Genomic DNA, 18708 nt, shown 5'->3' with positions numbered 1-18708 from the left:
CCCTGCCGGGAAGAGGTTACTCCAAGCCTGTGACGGCGTGTGTCGTCTTTTCCGGACCCCTTGCGCATCCCCTAATAGGACCCTCAGTGAGCGCTGGGTCCCCATTCGAGGGAGGAGGGCAGTCCGGGATCTTTCGGATTGACGCCCGGTCACGCCCACCCCGACAATGTGTGACGTAGCTCACATTTTCTTCAGGGGGAATCTTGTGAAGCAATTACTTATCTATGACCGTCCGCGGGAATTGAACCGCGTGGCGCACCGCCAGCTGCGCTTGTCGCCGGCCCCGGTGAGCTTCGGGTTCGCCCGTGCGGTGAACTCCGTGCCGCTGGTGGTGGCCGAGTTCCAGCGGGCGAGCCTGGACTATCCGATCGTCTTCGCCGGCGCCCCGGGCGCCGAGCAGCCGGCCGTCCTGCTGGGCCTGTCCCAGGGCGACAACCTGTTCGTCAGCGACGATGGCGGCTGGGCGCTCGATGCCTACCTGCCGGCCTTCATCCGCCGCTACCCGTTCGTGCTGGCCGAGAAAGACGGGGGCGAGGATTTCACCGTGTGCATCGATGAGGCCTTTGCGGGCCTGGGCACCGAGGAAGGCGCGCACCTGTTCAACTCCGATGGCACCGAATCCACGGTGTTGGCCCACGCGGTGAAGTTCCTTACCGATTTCCAGGTCAGCCTGAAGCAGACGCGCGCCTTTACCGAGCGCCTGCGCGAGCTGGACCTGCTCCAGGCCCGCACGCTGCACGTGCAGACCGCCTCGGGCAAGGCCAGCATGCTGGACGGTTTCCAGGTGGTGGACGCCACGCGCCTGGCAGCGCTGAAGGGCAAGCCTTTGCAGGCGCTGCACGCCAGCGGTGACCTGGCCACCATCCATGCCCACCTGTCGTCGCTGCAGAACGTGCAGCGGCTTTCGGCGCGCCTGGATCGCCGGCAGCCGGTCAGCAACACGATCAACTGAAGTGTCCGGCGCCCCGCGAGGGGCGCCTTCGAAATACGTGCGGACGGGGCATTTCCCGTCAACCGGCGCCCGGGCAAAGCCCTGCGGTGCCAACAGGGGATCTACGGATATGTCGAGCTCGTCATCGCACGCCGCCCGCAAGGGCGCTTCCTCGCAGCTGCGCGAAAGCCAGGCCACCGGCATCGGCGCGCATCCCTTGCGGAAGCTCTCGGTAGCCCTGGCCAGCGCGCTCAGCCTGGGCGCACCGGCAGCGTGGGCGGCATCGACGGTGACGGTCTCGGCGAACCGGTTGCCCGGCACCACCAACATCACCCAGACCAACGCGACCACCATCGACGTCAGCACGGTGGCGAAGAACGGCAGCAAGACCGCGTTCAATACCTTCAAGGACTTCACCGTCGGCGGCGGCGACAAGGTGAACCTGCACCTGCCTACCGGTACCGAGAACCTGGTGAACCTGGTGGACAACCAGGCGGTGGTGAACGGCACGGTCAGCAGCTTCCTGGGCAGTACCGAGGGCGCCGGACGGGTGTTCTTTGCCGATTCCAACGGCTTCGTGCTGGGTACCACCGGCGTGATCAACGCCGGCGCGCTGGCCATCGCCACGCCCAGCCAGGCCACCATGGCCAAGCTCAACGCCGAAGGCGCCAACGGCGGCGGCACGGTGACCGACACCCTGCTCAACGGTTCGATCGACCACGGCGCTGCCGATGTCAGCCTGAAGGGCACGATCAACACCACCTCCGGCGTGCGCGTGCAGGCGCGTGCGATCGATGCCTCGGGCACGGTGTTCGTCACTGGCGGCGCCAATGGCACGGGCCTGGCGGCGGTGAACGTGGGCGACGACGGTGCCATCACGGTGGTCGCGGATGACAAGGGCATCCACCTGGATGCCGCCACGATCGATGTGTCCGGCACGTTGAAGTCGGCCGACAGCGGCAACAACGCGGTATCGGACATCACGCTGACGGCCGATGCCGAGGACACCGTACTGTCGGGCCAGTCCACCGCGACCACCGGCATCACAGTGTCGGGCACGATCACCGGCAAGAACGTCACGCTGTCGGCCAATAGCCGCTCCACCGCGGACTATTCCGATCTTAACCAGGCGATCAACACCCTCGACGGCCTGCTGCCTTCGGGCGTGGTGAACATCGGCCTGCCGGCGCTGCCCTTCGGCGTGGTCGCCTCCAATGCCACGGCCAAGGTGCAGGTGCAATCCGGCGCGCATATCAATGCCACCGGTGACGTGACCGTGCAGGCGCTGTCGCAGTCGAAGTCGGCCACTTCCGCGCTGAACAGCGTGGGCTCAAGCCCCGTGCTGGCCGCGGCGATCTACGGCGAAGTGCGCGGCACCACCGAGGCCTCCGTGGCCGGTGGCGCAAGCATCAACGCCTCGGGCAACGTCACCATCAAGGCCTTGCACGGCTCGGACCTGGATATTTCCTCGGAGGTTTCCGGCGACAAGGCCGTTGCTGTCTCCGCGGTGGTCGGCAATGTCATCGTCGATACCCAGGCCACCATCGCCTCGGGTGCCAGCATCACCGGCCAGGACATAAGCGTGCTGTCGCGCAACAGCGGTAGCTACGAGATCGAATCGAAGGTGGAAGCCACCGGCAACAGCCCGGTGGGCGCCAACGCCGCGCTGCTGTTCGTCGATACCAACGCCCGCGCCGAGAGCGACGCAAACCTTGGCAGCGTCGCCACTCCGATCAAGTCGCTGACCGTGGTAAGCGGGTCGACCACCGAAAAGATGTCGGTATCCACGGAAACCTCCGTGGGTACCGAGGCCGAAGACACCGATCCGAAGGAAGTGGTCTCTTCCGGCGGCGACGGCCTGGTTGCCTGGCTCGAAGGCAAGCTCGGCGACTACTTCCTCAAAGCCGACGCCGAAGTAGGCAAGCAGGAAGGCGAAACCCCCGTAAGCACCACGCCAGAAGGCGAAGACGCCGACAAGAACAAGAGCTACGTCCGCGGCGGGCTGGGCCTGTCGCTGATCGACGCCGACCAGGGCTCGCACGCGGTGATCGGACCCAATGCAGTGGTGGTGGCATCGGGCAACGTGGCCGTGCAATCGCTGATCGAAAGCAAGGGCACGCAGACCAGCGCCACCACCGAAACCGAATCGGGCGACGACAACAGCGCCAACGTCTCGGCAAGCCTGGCCATCGATGTCACCCTGGTGCACAACGATGGTTCGGCCACCATTGGCAGCAACGCCAACATCACCGCGCTGAACATCGGCGTGGGCAGCGAAGTGACCGTACCCTGGGACCTGCCCAGCACCTCGGGCCTGGATGATTTTGCCAACATCCCCGAATTCCTGAGCACCATCTACGACGACCTGAAGGCCAACGGCGCGCCGCTGGCCGCCAGCTACGTCAACGCTACCTCCAAGACCGACAAGGTCGGTATTGCCGGCGCGGTGAACTACTTCCAGCTCGGCAACGACAACACTGCGTGGGTGGGCAGCGGCGCTTCGCTGCATGCCACGGCCAACACCGATGCCGCGTGGACGGCAACGGCCACCTTCGGCAGCGATGCCGAGGGCACCGCCATCGATGACGCCACTCTCGCGTGGTCGCATTCGCTTGGTGTGACCGCTGACACCACCGTCCAGACCATTGACATCGCCGGCAACTTCGACCTGCTGAAGGTGCAAGGCACCGCCGGCACCGGCACCGATGCCAGTTCCGTCGGCGGCGGCGTGAACCTGGTGAACTACAGCGACAACACTACCGCTGGCATCGGCGATGCGGCCACCATCCAGGCGGCCGCCGTGAACGTGGAAGCCAACGATACCCAGCAGATGGTCGTGGTCACGCCGTCAGCCGGCCGTGGCTCGGGCATCTCGGGCAATGTCATCTTCGCGATGGCGAACATCGACAACGCCACGCACGCATCCATCGCCAACACCGCCAAGGTCACCGCCGGCAGCGTCGACGTCGATGCCCACCAGGGCGTGGGCGTGTGGTCGATCGCCGGCGCCATCGCGCAGGGCACCAGTGTCGGTGTCGGCGTAGGCATCGCCATCAACAACCTGACCACCGATACCCAGGCCTACATCGGCGACAACAGTGCCGATGGCACCGTGGCCGAACCCGGCGCGGCGGCGGCCTCGGTACGGCCGACGGCTGGCATCCATGCCGACAGCGTCGACGTCACGGCGTCCACCGATGGCCGCAGTGGCGCCATTGCTATCGCCGGCGCCCAGGCCAAGGGCGAAGAGCCCGCCTCGGGCGGCACAGGCGGCACAGGCGGTACGGGTGGCACCGGTGGAACGGGCGGTAGCGGCAGCACCAGTACCGACGACACACCCGAGTCGCTCTCCAACGACCAGAGTCCGGATTTCCTCGCCACCACGCAGGGCAAGTCGGACGACAGCACCGGCGGCTTCGGCATCGATACCCTGCTGGGCAAGATCCCCGTGCTTGGCGACCTGCTCAAGACCGGCCAGAAAGAAGAAGGTGCCACCGAAAAAGCGGGCAATACCGAATCCAAGCCCAAGGTCGCGGTGGGCGTGGCCGGCAGCGCCACGGTCGGCCTCGGCAACCTTGATACCAAGGCGTTCATCACCGGCGCCACCATCGACAAGAACTCAGGCGACGCCTCGGATATCGACGTCACCGCACTGAACCAGACGGACCTTATCAGCGCCAGCGGTTCGGCTGCCTTGTCCACGGCCAAGACTGATAACAAGCCCAGCGCCGGCATCGCCGGCGCGGTGGCCTATAGCTTCATGGACAACGACACCCAGGCGTGGCTCGACGGCGTCACCGCCGCGCACGCCGGCGATGTCACCGTACAGGCGCTTTCGGGCGGGTCGATCGTCGATCTGGGCCTGGGGCTGGCTTACAACAAGAACAATGATCAGAAGAGCGGTTCGGTGGCGGGTTCCTTCTCCATCGGTACCGCCAGCAACAGCACCACGGCGGACATCCGCAATTCGACGCTCACCGCGGCCGATGACACCGCGAAGGTCATCGTCACCAGTTACGACCACACCGACATCGGCGCCGGTGGCGGCGCCTTTGCCATCGGCGGCAGCAAGGGCGTGGGCATCGGTGTCACCTACACGGATATCGGCAATACCAACACCGCGGGCGTGCACGGCAGCACGCTTGATGGCTTTGGCGGCATCTCGGTGCAAGAGCTCAATGCCGCGCGCATTGCCTCGGCCTCGGTGGCTGGCGCGTTGCCTTCCGGCGACGAGAGCGTGGGGCTCACCGGCTCCTTCACCTTCAACACCATCCACAACGACAACGAAGCCACCATTACCGGTTCGACCATCAGTGATGGCCATGGCGATGTCGTCGTCAGCGCGACCGGTGGCGCACCGGTGGCGGCGTACGACACGTTGCTTACCGGCAATGGCAAGTCCATCGCAGACGTGATCGACTTCAGCGGCGGCCCGCTGGCCCAGCAGGGCGATGTCGGCTCGGCGATCTTCGCCGTATCCGGCGCGTTGTCTGCCGGCAACGATGCCGTGGGCCTGTCGTTTGCCTACAACAACATCGCCAATACCTATGCCGCCTCGCTGGTCGGCGGCAGTACGAACACCACGGGCAATGTTGCCGTCAATGCCATCGACAGCACGCGCATTTTCGCGTTGGCTGCCGGTATCGGTGCATCCGATGGCGATTTCGCCGGCGCGGGCTCGGTCACCGCCAACTTCATCAACGACAATGTCTCGGCCACCATCGGCGACACCGCGGCCACCAGCGCCACCACCACGGTGAACGGCGCGACGGTTTCGGCCAAGGCCGATAACGCTGCCACCATCGATACCCTGGCTGGCGCGATCTCCATCTCCACCAGCGGTGATTCGGCCGGCCTTGCGGTGGCCTTCGACGAGATCGGCAACCAGACCTCGTCCACCATCGCCAACGCCAAGATCGTTACCACGGGCACGGCGACGGCGACCGGCTGCGACGCCACCACGGCATCGGTTTCCGCCAGCGCCTGTTCCACCGGCACCATCAATGCCGCCGCAGTGGGCGTGGCCGGTGCCGACGGCGTGGCGCTGACCGCCTCGCTTGCCATCAACGACATCGGCCTTGAGGACACCGGCGCCATCGGCAGCCTGGCCGACGCACTGCGCGATACCTATACCAAGGCCACCATCACCGGCAGCGCCATCAGCACCAGCAGTGTTGGCGTGCACGCGAACGATTCGAACACCATCAACGCCCTGTCCGGCGGCATTGCCGCTTCCACCCAGGCCGCCGCCGGTGCGGGCTTCGCGCTGGAGAACATCGGCGCCAACACCTCGGCCACGTTCAGCGACAGCACGCTGCAGGCCACCGGTACGGTGGATGTGGCCGCCGGTTCCACGGGCTCCATCAATGCCCTGGCCGTCGGTGGCGCGATCTCCGGCGATATCGCCGTGGGTGCATCCATCAGCGGCAATGTCATCGGCAATCACACGCTGGCGACCGTCGACGGCATCACCGGCTACAACGGTGCCGCGCGCGGCAGCATGCAAGATCTCAACGTAAAGGCTATCGACAGCGCGTCGATCAATGCCTACGCCGGCACGCTGGCGATCGGCTTCGAAGGTGCTGGCGTGGGCGCGGCGTCCACCATCAACACCATCACCAACATCACCCATGCCACCTTGAGCGATTCCACGCTTGACACCACCGGCAGCACGGATGTGGAAGCCACCTCCAAGGCGGTGATCCAAACCGTGGCGGCGGCGGCTTCTGGCGGCGAAGGGCTTGGCCTGGCGGGTGCGCTCACGGTCAACACCATCGACAACGACATCGAGGCCAGCGCCACCGGCAACGATGTGGACAGCAGCGGCAACGTGACCACCATCAAGGCCACGGACGACGCGAAGATCCTTTCGATGGCAGGCTCCATCGGTGCATCCGCCGGCGCCGGCGTCGGTGCTTCGATCGCCGTCAACGATATCGGCACCAAGACCATCGCCGAACTCAGCGGCGGTACCTGGCACGCCAAGGACGTCACCGTCTCGGCCACCAGCACCAACCCCAACGCCGAAGGCAGCGACCCGGCACGCCAGCTCGACGCCAACATCCAGACCATGGCCGCCGGCGTCGGCGGCGGGCAGGTGGGTGGCGCAGCTTCCGCCGCGGTGAACATTTCCACGGCCACGATCCGTGCCGACATCACCGGTGGCGCGAAGGTCACCGCCGAGGACAACGTGGGCGTGCTGGCAGCCAACCGCCAGGGCGTGGACGTGTTCGCCGGTAGCTTGGGGATAAGCGCCGACGCCGTGGGCCTGGGCATCGGCGCGGTGGTGAATTACCTCAACGACAGTACGTCGGCTTATATCGATGGTGCTTCCAGCGTCAACGCGCTGGCCAAGAATGCTTCCGATACGCTGGCCGTGAACAGCGGCACGCTGGCCCACGCGTCGGATCTTGATGTCTCGCAGATCCATGACGCATCCGATTACACGAACCCGGATCTTTCGCAGACCCAGGCGAACGTGACGGGCGTTGCGGTGAATGCGGCCTCGTCGCAGGCGGTGACCACGCTGGGTGTCAGTGCGGCGGTAGCTTTCGACCCGTTCGGCTCGGCGGCCATCACCGCCATGGCCAACGCCAATGTGCTCGGTGGCGGTACGCACGCGTACATCAACGGCGCCAGCATCAACCAGTCCAACACCGGTGCGGGCACGCAGCAGAGCGTGGACGTGCGCGCCAGCAGCCACGCCTATGACGCCGCCTTCGTGGCTGGCGTCGCCGCCGGCGCGACCGACGTCGCCGCCACGGGCGCGGTGGGCGTGAATACCTTCAATCGCAGCACCAAGGCCGAGATCACCAACAGCACGCTGACCAGCCGTGGCGCCACCAACGTGGCCGCCGAAGCCAGCCAGCGCAGCGTCGATGCCGTGGTCGGCCTTGCCGCCGGCCTCGTCGGCGGTGCAGGCACGGGCGTCACCAACGTGTTCAATGCCGATACCGAGGCCAATGTCTATGGTGGCTCGCTCACCACCGGCTCGCTCGCCATCGGCGCGCACGACGAGACCGACGCCAACATGATCGGTGGCGCGGGTGCCTTCGGCGGCGTGGCCGTGGCAGGTACGTTCCTGCTGTCATCCTCGAACAACACCACGTTGGCAAACCTGGGCAGCACGGCGGGCGATACCGCGGTGCATACCAGCGGCGCGGTGGGCGTCAACGCCACCTCCGACGTGAACCTGGGCAGCACCATGGTCAGCGGCGCGGGTGCGGGCGGACCGGCCATAGCAGGCATGGCCTCGTTCACCATCGTGGGCAATACCACCAAGGCCACCACCGAGAAGCTTCGCCTGGACCAGGCCGGAGGCGACGCCGGCGCGCAAGCGCTGAACGTGCACGCCACTGAAAATATCCACCTGGTGCCCAACGCCGCCAGCGCGGCGTTGTCCACCGCTAGCGTGGGCGTGGGCGCGGCTGCCAACGTGGCGTTGCTGGAAAGCAACGTGTCCGCTTCCGTGCTGGACAGCACGATCAAGTCGGCCGGCACCGTGGATGTCGCCGCCGTCAGCAACAAGACGCTCGACGTCACCACCGTCTCGGGCGCCCTGGGCACCGATGCCGGCATCAGCGGATCGTTGGGCCTGGTGATCGTGGGCAACGGTTCGCTCACCGGCAACGATGCCGGGGACAACCCGCTCTCCGAACTGGACAAGGGCGGCAACGGCAGCCTGACCTCGATGAACAGCTTCGGCGGTTCGTCCAACGTCAGCAGCACGCAGATGGGCGGCCAGCTGAGCGACGCGGACGCGGCCACCATCAATGCCGCCAGCAAGGTGTCGCTGCTCGACAGCAACCACAATCTCAAGCGCACGCAGGACGGCACGCAGGCGCTGGTGTCCAATTCGTCGATCACTACCGTGAGCCTGAACGTTACCGGCACCGGTACGACCTCGGTGACCAACGTGGTGGGTAACCTGGCCGGTGGCGGTTTCCTCGGCGCGGGCGGCGCGATCGGCTTCAGCGTGGTCAACCAGTCCATCGGTGCCCATGTCGATACCAGTTCGACGATCGATGCCACAGGCACGGTGAAGGTCAGCGCCAAGGCGAACAACGGCACGGCTACCGCTTATTCGCCGACGGGTGCGGAAAGTGGCGATTACAGCGTGGCCACCAGCGCCTACCAGGGCGCGGCGGGCCTCGTCGGCCTGGGTGCGGCCGTGTCCATCTCGCAGCTCAACAACCAGGTGAACGCCAGCCTCGACGCCGACGTCACCGGTCACGGTTCGAACGCGGTGAACATCTCCGCCGAGGACGATAGCGCGGTAGCGGCGCGTGGCGGTGGCCTGGTCGCCGGCGGCGCGGCTGCCGGCGTCGTGGTGTCGCAGGCGCAGAAGAACGGTTCGGTAAGCGCAGGGATCGCCGCCAACACCACCATCACCAACAGCGGTGCGCTGAGCATCGGCGCTACCAGCCAGGGTGCCAGTTCCGCCAAGGCAACGGCCGTCACCGCGGGCCTCCTGCTTGCCGCCAACGGTGCGGACGCCAATGCAAGCGACGATGAGACCATCTCGGCGACGATCGGCAAGAGCGCCAACATCACCGCCACCTCCATTGCCCTGCAGGCCATGGACCAGCCGGACGTGGAAGCCGACGCTTTCGGCGTGGCCGTATCCGGCGGCGTTTCCATCGGTGCTTCGGTGGCCACGGCCGATGCCGGCACCCACGTCACGACCCTGGTGGACGACAGCGCGACGCTGACCTCGAGCGGTGCCACCACGCTTGCGGCTACCAGCGGTGCCACCACTACTGGCGGCGTGCGCGCCAAGGCCGTGGGCGGTGCCGGCGGCCTGCTGCTGGGCGCCAACGCCAGCGTAGCCAAGGCCACTTCGGAAGCGCAGGTCAGCGCCACCACCGGCACCGGCGTTCACTTGCCCCTGGGCATGATCGCCATCAGTGCCAACAACATCAGCTACCAGGACGCCTCGGCCACCGCCGACGCCGTAGGCCTGGTTGGCGTCGGCGCGGCCGCGGCCGATGCCGAGGCCTCAGGCAGCACGATCGCCGGCCTGGGGGCGTCGAACACGTCCGCGACCACGCGCAATAGCGATCTTGCGATCGCAGCCCTCGGCACCGACGACAACGAGAGCGATGCCACCGCCGGCAGTGGCGGCGTGATCTCCGGTAACGCGGCCGTGGCCAGCACCAGGAACACCACCACGACCACGGCGTCGATCGGCGACAGCGCCAACGTGCACGCCGCGGCCATCGAGATAGGCGCGCTGCACAACGACAACTATGCCGTCGAAGTGAATGCGGAAGGCGCGGGCATCGCCAACATGAGCGGCGCCTTCGCCTCCAGCACGGCGACCAACAACGTCAATGCCACCGTGGGCAGCAACGCCAAGCTCTATGCCACCGGCTACGTCGACATCGGCAGCAGCAACGTGTTCGCCAATGTCGGTACCCACCAGCAGGTACAAGGTGGCGGCGGTGGCGTGCTCTCCGGTGCCGCGGCCGACAACAGCACGACGCTTTCAGGGTCGTCCACGGCCAGCATCGGCAACACCACCACCATCGTGTCCGGCCTGGACAGCGGCATGGCCGACCAGCTGGCCACCAAGTACGACGGCCTGACCTACACCGGCGGTACCGACCTCTTCGCCAACCCGGGTCGCATCCGCCTGGGTGCCAGCAGCCAGGTCATTGCCAACGACACGGTGTCGCTGGATTCAGGCGGTGCGGTCGCGGGCGCGGGTGCCAGCGACGAGCTCACGGTTAACCTCACCAACAATGCCACCGTGGGCAACGACGACAAGTTGCTGACCAACGGCGACATCGGCATCGGTACCTATACGCAGTCCACCACCACGCAGTCGGCGCTTACCCATACCTACGGCGGCGGCGCGCTGGGCGATGCCTCGGCTTCGACGACGGTCAACAGCACCCAGTCGGTGGGTGTGGGTACCAACGCGATGCTGCTGGGCTTCGGCCAGATCAACGTCACTGCCGGCATGGATCCGTCGGGCTTCATTCCGTCACTGTTCTCGGCCGACACCATCGGCCAGTCGTACGTGATCGGGCTGATCGCCATCGCCACGGGCTCGGCCAACACCAACATCCACAGCAATGCCACCACCACCATCGGTGCCGGCGCGAATGTGCTTGGCGGTGCGGACATCAGCCTGGGCAGCTATCGCGGCACCAACAGCGTCAGCGCCGAAGGTACGGGCCATGGTTACGAGCTCGGCTTCATCCCGGTCACCAGCGACGACAGCAACGCGCGTGCCGACGGCAGCGAGGCGCTGGCCCTGGCCGGCAGTGTCACCGCCGGCATCTACGCCGACAGCAACATCGCCATCGATGCCAATGGACAGCTGACGCACAGCACCGGCGCTCCCGTGCAGGTTACGTACTCGGCGAACTTCAGCCCGTGGAACTACATCAACAATCACCTGGCGGGCCTCACCGACAACACCGACAGCAGCGGCAATAGCGGCGTTCCCATCGTCACCGGCCAGGGCGCACCGACAGCGCCGACCGGCGTGGGCGTGCAGAACAGCAACGTCAACGACGACGGCACGCAGACGGGCACGACCGTCGGCACCACCACGGGTACCAACCCGGGTTCGGTTACCGGCAACCCGGACGACCTGTCGGTGGGCGATATCCTGAAGGGCACCACCACCAGCGGTAGCACGCCGGCCTATACGCTGGGTTCGCTGTATGCCGCTGGCGGCAACGTCACGGTGCATGCCGGCAGCATCAGCGGCAGCGGCGCGCTCAACGCGCACGGCAGCCCGTCGATCAGCGTGACCAACGCCAGCGCCGACTATCTGGTGCTCAACGACATCACCATCCCCACCGGTGGCGGCGGCGCGGTGACCTTCACCGGCAGCGCAAACGAAAGTTCCGACACGTCGATGCACGTGAACCGGGACACCAGCAACATTGCACCGTCCATTACCCTCAACAACAGCTACACCGGCAGCGTGAGCAACACGCCGGCAAGCGTGACCCAGGGCCCGGCGATCTTCCTGGGCGGCACCATCAGCAATCTCGACGGCCTGGTGGACATCAGCAATGCCTCCGGTTCCGTGGGCCAGTTCGCGCCGATCTCGGCGCAGCAGATCAAGGAGTTCGTGCCCAACGGCGCGGTGGCGGTGTACCTGCCCGACGGCACCTACCACTCCGGCGCCGATCCGGTGGCGTCGTACCAGCCGTACCAGATCAACCTGGGCGACGCGAACTCCGCGATCATGTACGTGGCCAATGCCATCTACAACCCAAACGGCGCCTATACCGACGCCAACGCCTTCACCTCGATGCTGTACAACCAAGCCGGCGGCGGCACCATCGGCGGCGTTTCGCTGATGTTCCTCGGCCAGTGCGCGCCGTACGCGAACAGCGCCTGCGGTTCCAACCCGAGTTCGGGAAGTTTCAACTTCCACAATCAGTCTTTGCCGCTGATCTACACCCTGGCCACCAGCACCAGCCAGGCGACCGATCCCACCCCGACCACCGCGGCCGGGGCTTCGGCCCTGACCGCCCAGACGGTGGCGGTGAACGCCAAGTGGATCGATATCGACAGCCAGATCACAGCGGGCCGTCCGACCACCTACAACATCACGCTCGATTCGCAGGTACAGACGTTCATCAATGCGCAGACCCCAGGCCACGGCATCGTCGATGTGCCGACGTCCGCCTGGTGCGTATCCGGCGGCGCCACGTGTTCGCCGCACCTGGTGCAGTACGACACCGATTCCGGTCATATCGTGGTCAACAACGTCAATGCTTCGGGTGGCGGGTTTGTGTCGCTGGACGGCGGCATCATCAGCACCAAGGCGATCGGCCAGATCACCATCAACGATGGTTACGGCCACGTCACGCTGAACAACAACCTCACCAATGTCCCCGTGCAGATGGCGGACATCAACACCGGCAACAACGCGGTGGGCGAGCTGAAGATCACCGATCACTTCAAGACCTACAATGTCGGCGGCAATACCATCTACCAGACCTTCTGGTACGTCGACACGCAGGGTTCGGGCACCAAGGTCTACACCAACTCCAACGGTGCCACGGACGTCGCCAGCGCCGTGCAGTTCACCGGCTACACCACCGACAGCCAGGGTATCCAGTACGACCCCACCGCGGGCCTGCGTTACCAGTGGCAGCAGCAGGTGAACCTGTCTCGCCCGATGCCGACGCTCGACACCATCACCAATTGGCAGTACGTCGATGCCTCGGGCACCGCCGTCAGCACGCCGCAGTACCTGCTGATCTCCAGCGGCGTCACCACCAGCTCCGCCGACCATGATGCCTTCGATGAGCACATGACCGCGTCGGCAAGCCTGGGCACGGTGAACAATGGGCAGTACCTGTCGGCGGTGGACGTGTACTACCACGGCTGCGGCAGCAACCTTGGCTCGGGCTGCCACTACGGCTTCAGCAAGACCGACCAGGCCGCCGGTGCCGGCGTGTGGGAGTACCGGTACTTCGAGGACGCCCAGATCAACCTGACGAGTTCCGTCAAGGCCGACTACACCTTCCACATCAACTTCCAGGGCAATGCCTCGGGCCAGGTCAACATCAACTCGGCCTCCAACGTGTTGCTCGGGGGCAATATCTACAACCCGACCGGCAGCACCAGCATCCTGGCGACGCAGGGCAACGGCGGGTCCATCATCGGCAGTGCCTCGGGTGGTATCACCACCAACGGGCTCACGCTCAAGGCCACCGGCAGCGTCGGCGACGCCAGCAACCCGCTGAACGTGGTGATGACCGGCGGCAAGCTGTCGGTGGATTCCGGCGCCGCGGGCACGAACATCGCTGCGACCACGGCGCTCGACCTTGACCATGTCACGGCCGGCAACGCCACCACCGGGTATGGCGATGTCACGCTGACTTCCGGCGGCAGTATCACCGGCGGCAGCGGCACGTCGATCACGGGCCGCGATATCACCCTGAGCGCCGGCGGCGCCATCGGTGGCGCGCTCAATGGCGGTAATCCGCTGATCATCGCCGCCCATGCCACCACCGCGGCCGATCACAGCATCGACCACGGCGTGGTGAACTTGGATGCGCTCAACGACATCAACGTGCGCCAGACCGGTGGCGACCTGCTGGTCGGACTGATCAAGTCCGAGGGCGGTTCGGTGAACGTGGACGTGCCTGATGGCTCGATCGTCGATGCCGCCGGCATCACCTCCGGCCAGGCGTTGTCGTCCGATCAGTTGCAGACCGTCAGCCAGACCCTGCACCTGACCACGGCCGACGATAACGGCGCGATCGCCGCGGCCACCAAGCAGCGAATCGAGCAGACGGCCGACGGCTACTACACGCAGTACCAGGGCCTGATGGACAACGGCCAGGTCGTGGGTAGCACCTTCGTGCTGGATGCCTCCAAGCTCGATCTCTACCGGCCGCTGGCCGCCGCGGAACTTGGCCACGCAGCCAGCGATGCCGACGTCCAGGCCTACGCGGCCGGGCGTTACAGCACGTACGACGCCTACTTCAAGGACCTGATCGGCGCCGGCTACGCCACGACCGCCAAGTTCACCACGCCGGTGGCCTCGTTCAACTACGTGGCCGACGACGCGCAGGTAGAGGCGCTCACCGACAACGCGTTCTGGAAGGAAGGCTGGCTGACGAGCGCAGTGAACAACGCCGCGTTGACCGATCCGGGCAACAAGCCGGTGGGCAGTGCGGCGCCGAACATCCAGGGCCGCAACGTCACCTTGACCGCGAAGAAGAACATCGGCGCGCTGGGCGATACCGCCACCATCAGTGCCAGTGCGCTGATCGACGGCACGGTGAGCGATGCCGATGCCGCGGCACTGGCGGCCGCCAATGCACCGGGTGACATCACCCTGGTCCGCGACTCGAACGGCGTGCTGGTAAGTGTTCAAGTGCGCCAGACCCAGCCGCTGTTCCTCACCGCCGGCGGCACCGTGGCGGCGTCGAACCAGGCAGGATCCGGTGGCTCGATCTACCTGCAGGCCAATGGCGACCTCAACCTTGCCGGGATCACTTCCGACAAGGACGTGAGCCTGGTGGCGGTGGGCAACATCAACAACACCCTCACCGATCCGAACCAGGCGGTGATCAAGGCCAACGGCGACCTCACCATGCTGGTGGGCTCGGGTAGCAGCATCGGCAACGTGGCAAGCACCACCGGTGGCGTGACCACGCCCGAGCGCGCGGTGTCCTATGACATCGGCGGTACCTTGCTGGCGGCCGACGCCAGCCAGGACGTGGTGCTGCGCGCCCTGAACCACGACCTCGTCTTCGACCGCATCGGCGGCAACGGGCAGATGGTGCTGCATACCCTGGGCAACATCGAGCAGGCGCTCGACGGCCTGGCGCTTACCGGCCGTGGCATCACGCTGGACGCGGGCGGCAACGTTGGGTACCTGGGCGACAACAGCAAGTACCTGCAGCTCTCCACGGGCACCGGCACGGTCGACGGCACCGTGGGTGGATTCGTGCGCCTGGATGACACCACCGCGACCGCGCTGAACATCGGCACGCTCACGGTCGGTGGCAACGTGGATGTCGTGGCCACGGGTGACCTCAACGTTACGTCGCTGACATCCACCCTGGGCTACCTCAACGCTTCCAGCGGTGGCGATGCTGTCGTCGGCACCGTGCAAGCCACCGGCCCCGTCGACCTTACCGCCGTAGGCGATCTCACCGTGGGCAGCGCCACCAGCGCCGCGACCACCGGTATCGGCGCCACGCTCGAGGCCGGCAAGGCGATCATCGCCACCGACGATGGCAGCCACCAGGCCAATGTCACGGTGGGTGACGGAGCATCCGTGCTGCTTCAGTCCGGTACCGGGATCGGCTCCCCGCTGCGTGTACACGGCGGTTACCTGACCGCCACGGCGGACAACGGCGATATCGACCTTGCCATGCTCACCGACCTCATCGGCGGCAGCATCGATGCCACCACGGGCTCGGTGACGCTTACCGGTACCGGCGCGATCAACGGCACGTCGATCCACGCCGGCCAGTCGGTGGACGCGACCGCGACGACCACGTTCAACGTGGGGACGGTACTGGCCGACGCGGGTTCGGCCAGCGTCCATGCCGGCGGCGATCTCACGGTGACCACCGTCGATGCCGGCGGTGCGGCGACGCTCGTTTCCGGCGGCAACATTAACGCCCAGGACATCACCGCGGGCGGCAACGTTCTGGAAACCGCCACGGGAAGCATTACCGGGCATTCGCTGCACAGCGATGGCGACGCCCAGTTCTCGGGCACCGACGTCAACATGGACCTGGTCAATGTCGGAGGGAACCTCGACGGGACGGCGCTGGGCGACCTTGGCCTGGTGAACACCACCGTCACCGGTGACACCACCCTCGATGTCAGCGGCACGGCCACGCTTGGTAGCCTGCATACGGGCAACGACCTGGGTATCACCGCAAACGTCATCGACGCGGGTGACCTGCATGCCGGCCGTGACATGACGCTGGCCGCCATCGGCCTGTTGCAGGCGACCTGGCTCGAGATCGGCCGTGATGCCGAAATCCATGCCGGCACGCTCGATGTCACTACCCTGGACGCCGGGCGCGATGCCGACCTGCACGCCGGGACGCTCGACATCACCACGTTCGGTGTCGGCCGCAATGCCTCGCTCGACGTGGCCGGCAACGCCAGCATCGGCAGCACCACGGTCGGTGGCGACGCAACGGCGACGATCGGCGGTGATGCCACGTTTGGTGACGTCACTGTCACCGGCGCGACCCTGCTCCAGTCCACCGGTTCCACTTCGATCCATCAGTTCACCGGGAACGGCACGCTTGGCGTGACCACCGGCAAGGCACTGGGCATCGACGTTGCCAGCGTCGATGGCAATGTGACGCTCGATACGGGAACCACGCTGACGCTCGGCGACTTCACCGGCAACGCGGCGATGGCGACGACTTCCGGCGGCGATACCACCATCGGTAGCCTGAAGGTGGCCAGTACTTTTGACGCCAGCTCCGCGGGCGGCTTCAACCTGACTACCGGTACGGTGGGCGGCGACGCTTCGGTGGCGGCTACCGGCGCGATTGGTTCCGGTCATCTGGATGTGGGCGGCAACCTGGTGGCCCAGGCGGGCAGCAGCATGGACCTGGACCAGACCACCGTCGGCCAGGATACGAAGCTGACCGCAGGTGCTGCGCTCACTTCCAACACTTTGGATGTCGGCCACGATCTCCAGCTGGACGGCAGCACGTCGGCCACGCTGGGAAGCACGACGGTTGGCAACGATGCCGCTCTGACTACTGGCACGTCACTTAAGATCGGAACGATCAAGGCCGGCAACGACCTGGCGGCCACTTCCGGCGGCGACACCGCGATTGATGCGGCGACGCTTGGTCGCGACGCGCTGCTCAATGCGGGCCTCGGCATGACGCTGGGCACGGTGACGGTCGGCCGTGACATCATCGGCACTGCCGGCGAAGACCTGGCCTTCACCGAGCTCGACGCCGATCGCAACATCACCCTGCGCTCGCTGCGGGGCCGGATCCTGGGCGGCACGGCGCATGCCACCAATGCCTTCCTCGCCACGGCGCAGACGGATATCGATGCCGATACGCTCACCGCGGGCACCAGCCTCGATGCCACTGCCACCACGGGCAGCATCGACATCGGCACGGCCCTCGCCGGCACCACGCTGACGGCTACCGCTGCCGCAGACCTGCATATCGACACGGCTACCTCCGGTACGGCATTCACCGCCACCGCAGGCAACGACCTCACCCTCGGCGCCGCCACGGCGGGGCAGGGTGCGACGATGAAGGCGGGGCAGGACCTGCGCGTGGACACGCTCGGCGTGAGCGGGGACGTCCTGGCCACGGCCGGCCGCGACGCCTACGCCGGCAACGTCACCGTGACGGGCAACCTTACCGGTGTCGCCGGTCGGGATCTGACGGTGAACAACTACGACGTAACGAAGGATGTCTCGCTGACAGCCGGCCGCGACATGTTCCTTGGCCGCGGCATGAACTCAGGCCAGCTCGACCTATCGCTGGGACGTAACCTCGACTTCGCCTCGCTCACCGCCGGTGGCCCGATCAGCATCGATTCGTCGGGCGGCACGGTGCATGGCGGCGATCTCATCACCGACCTTGCCACCATCGGCGCCCGCGACGGCATCGTGCTCGACACCTCGCACATCGGTACGCGCCTGAACCTGGCCTCGGCCGACATCGATGCCCACGTGATCCAGACCACGACTGGCAAGCCGATGACGATGACGCTCACCGGCTACCACGGCGGCGTGGCGAAGAAGATCGTGGTTGACCTGCGCGGTGCCGATAGCTGGCTGATCGACCGCCTGGCAGCGGTGCAGGCGGTATTCGACACCTCGGCAACTTCCGTATCGATGCCCAACGCCACGATCCAGGGCGACATGTGGCTGCGCACGCCGGTGGCCACGCTGTACATGAACAACGTGTCGCCGAAGCTGGCGCAGGCCGACGTGCAGTTCTTCGAACCCGATACCCAGTTCCAGCTGTACCAGGTGGGCAAGGCCACGGTGTCCGATGCCTTCGTGTCCCGCTACACGGTGGGCTACGACATCACCACGCCGAACTACATCGCCACCCACACCAATACGGATCTGGACTTCCTCGGCGACAGCGTACTGCGCTACCTCGGAAGCACGTTGACCCTGCATACCAACCAGACGTCCACCGATGGCGACGACAGCGATACGCCGCTACCGCCGGCCGATCGGCATGACCATCGCCAGGACGACCTGGTGCAGTCGGCCGGTCCCGTCGCCGTGAACCTGGGTGCCCCCAACTGATGTCCCGGAACTTGACCCT

Annotated in this window: 2 protein-coding genes; both read left to right on the top strand. The window is 66.2% G+C overall.

Annotated elements, in window-relative coordinates; translation table 11 throughout:
* The first annotated feature begins 205 nt into the window (after positions 1-205).
* Positions 206-952: a SapC family protein gene (locus NDK18_RS14420; protein WP_250628165.1), complete on the top strand. Its 747-nt coding sequence runs from the start codon at positions 206-208 to the stop codon at positions 950-952.
* Between the two features lie 109 nt (positions 953-1061).
* Entirely contained in the window at positions 1062-18689 is a 17628-nt protein-coding gene (locus tag NDK18_RS14415; RefSeq protein ID WP_250628164.1) for a beta strand repeat-containing protein, read from the top strand.
* Positions 18690-18708: the final 19 nt, after the last annotated feature.

Source organism: Pinirhizobacter soli, from assembly GCF_015905305.1.
GTDB classification, from domain to species: domain Bacteria; phylum Pseudomonadota; class Gammaproteobacteria; order Xanthomonadales; family Rhodanobacteraceae; genus Pinirhizobacter; species Pinirhizobacter soli.
Note: the sequence above shows the minus strand (reverse complement) of the source record. Positions and strands in the feature narration are given on the sequence as shown.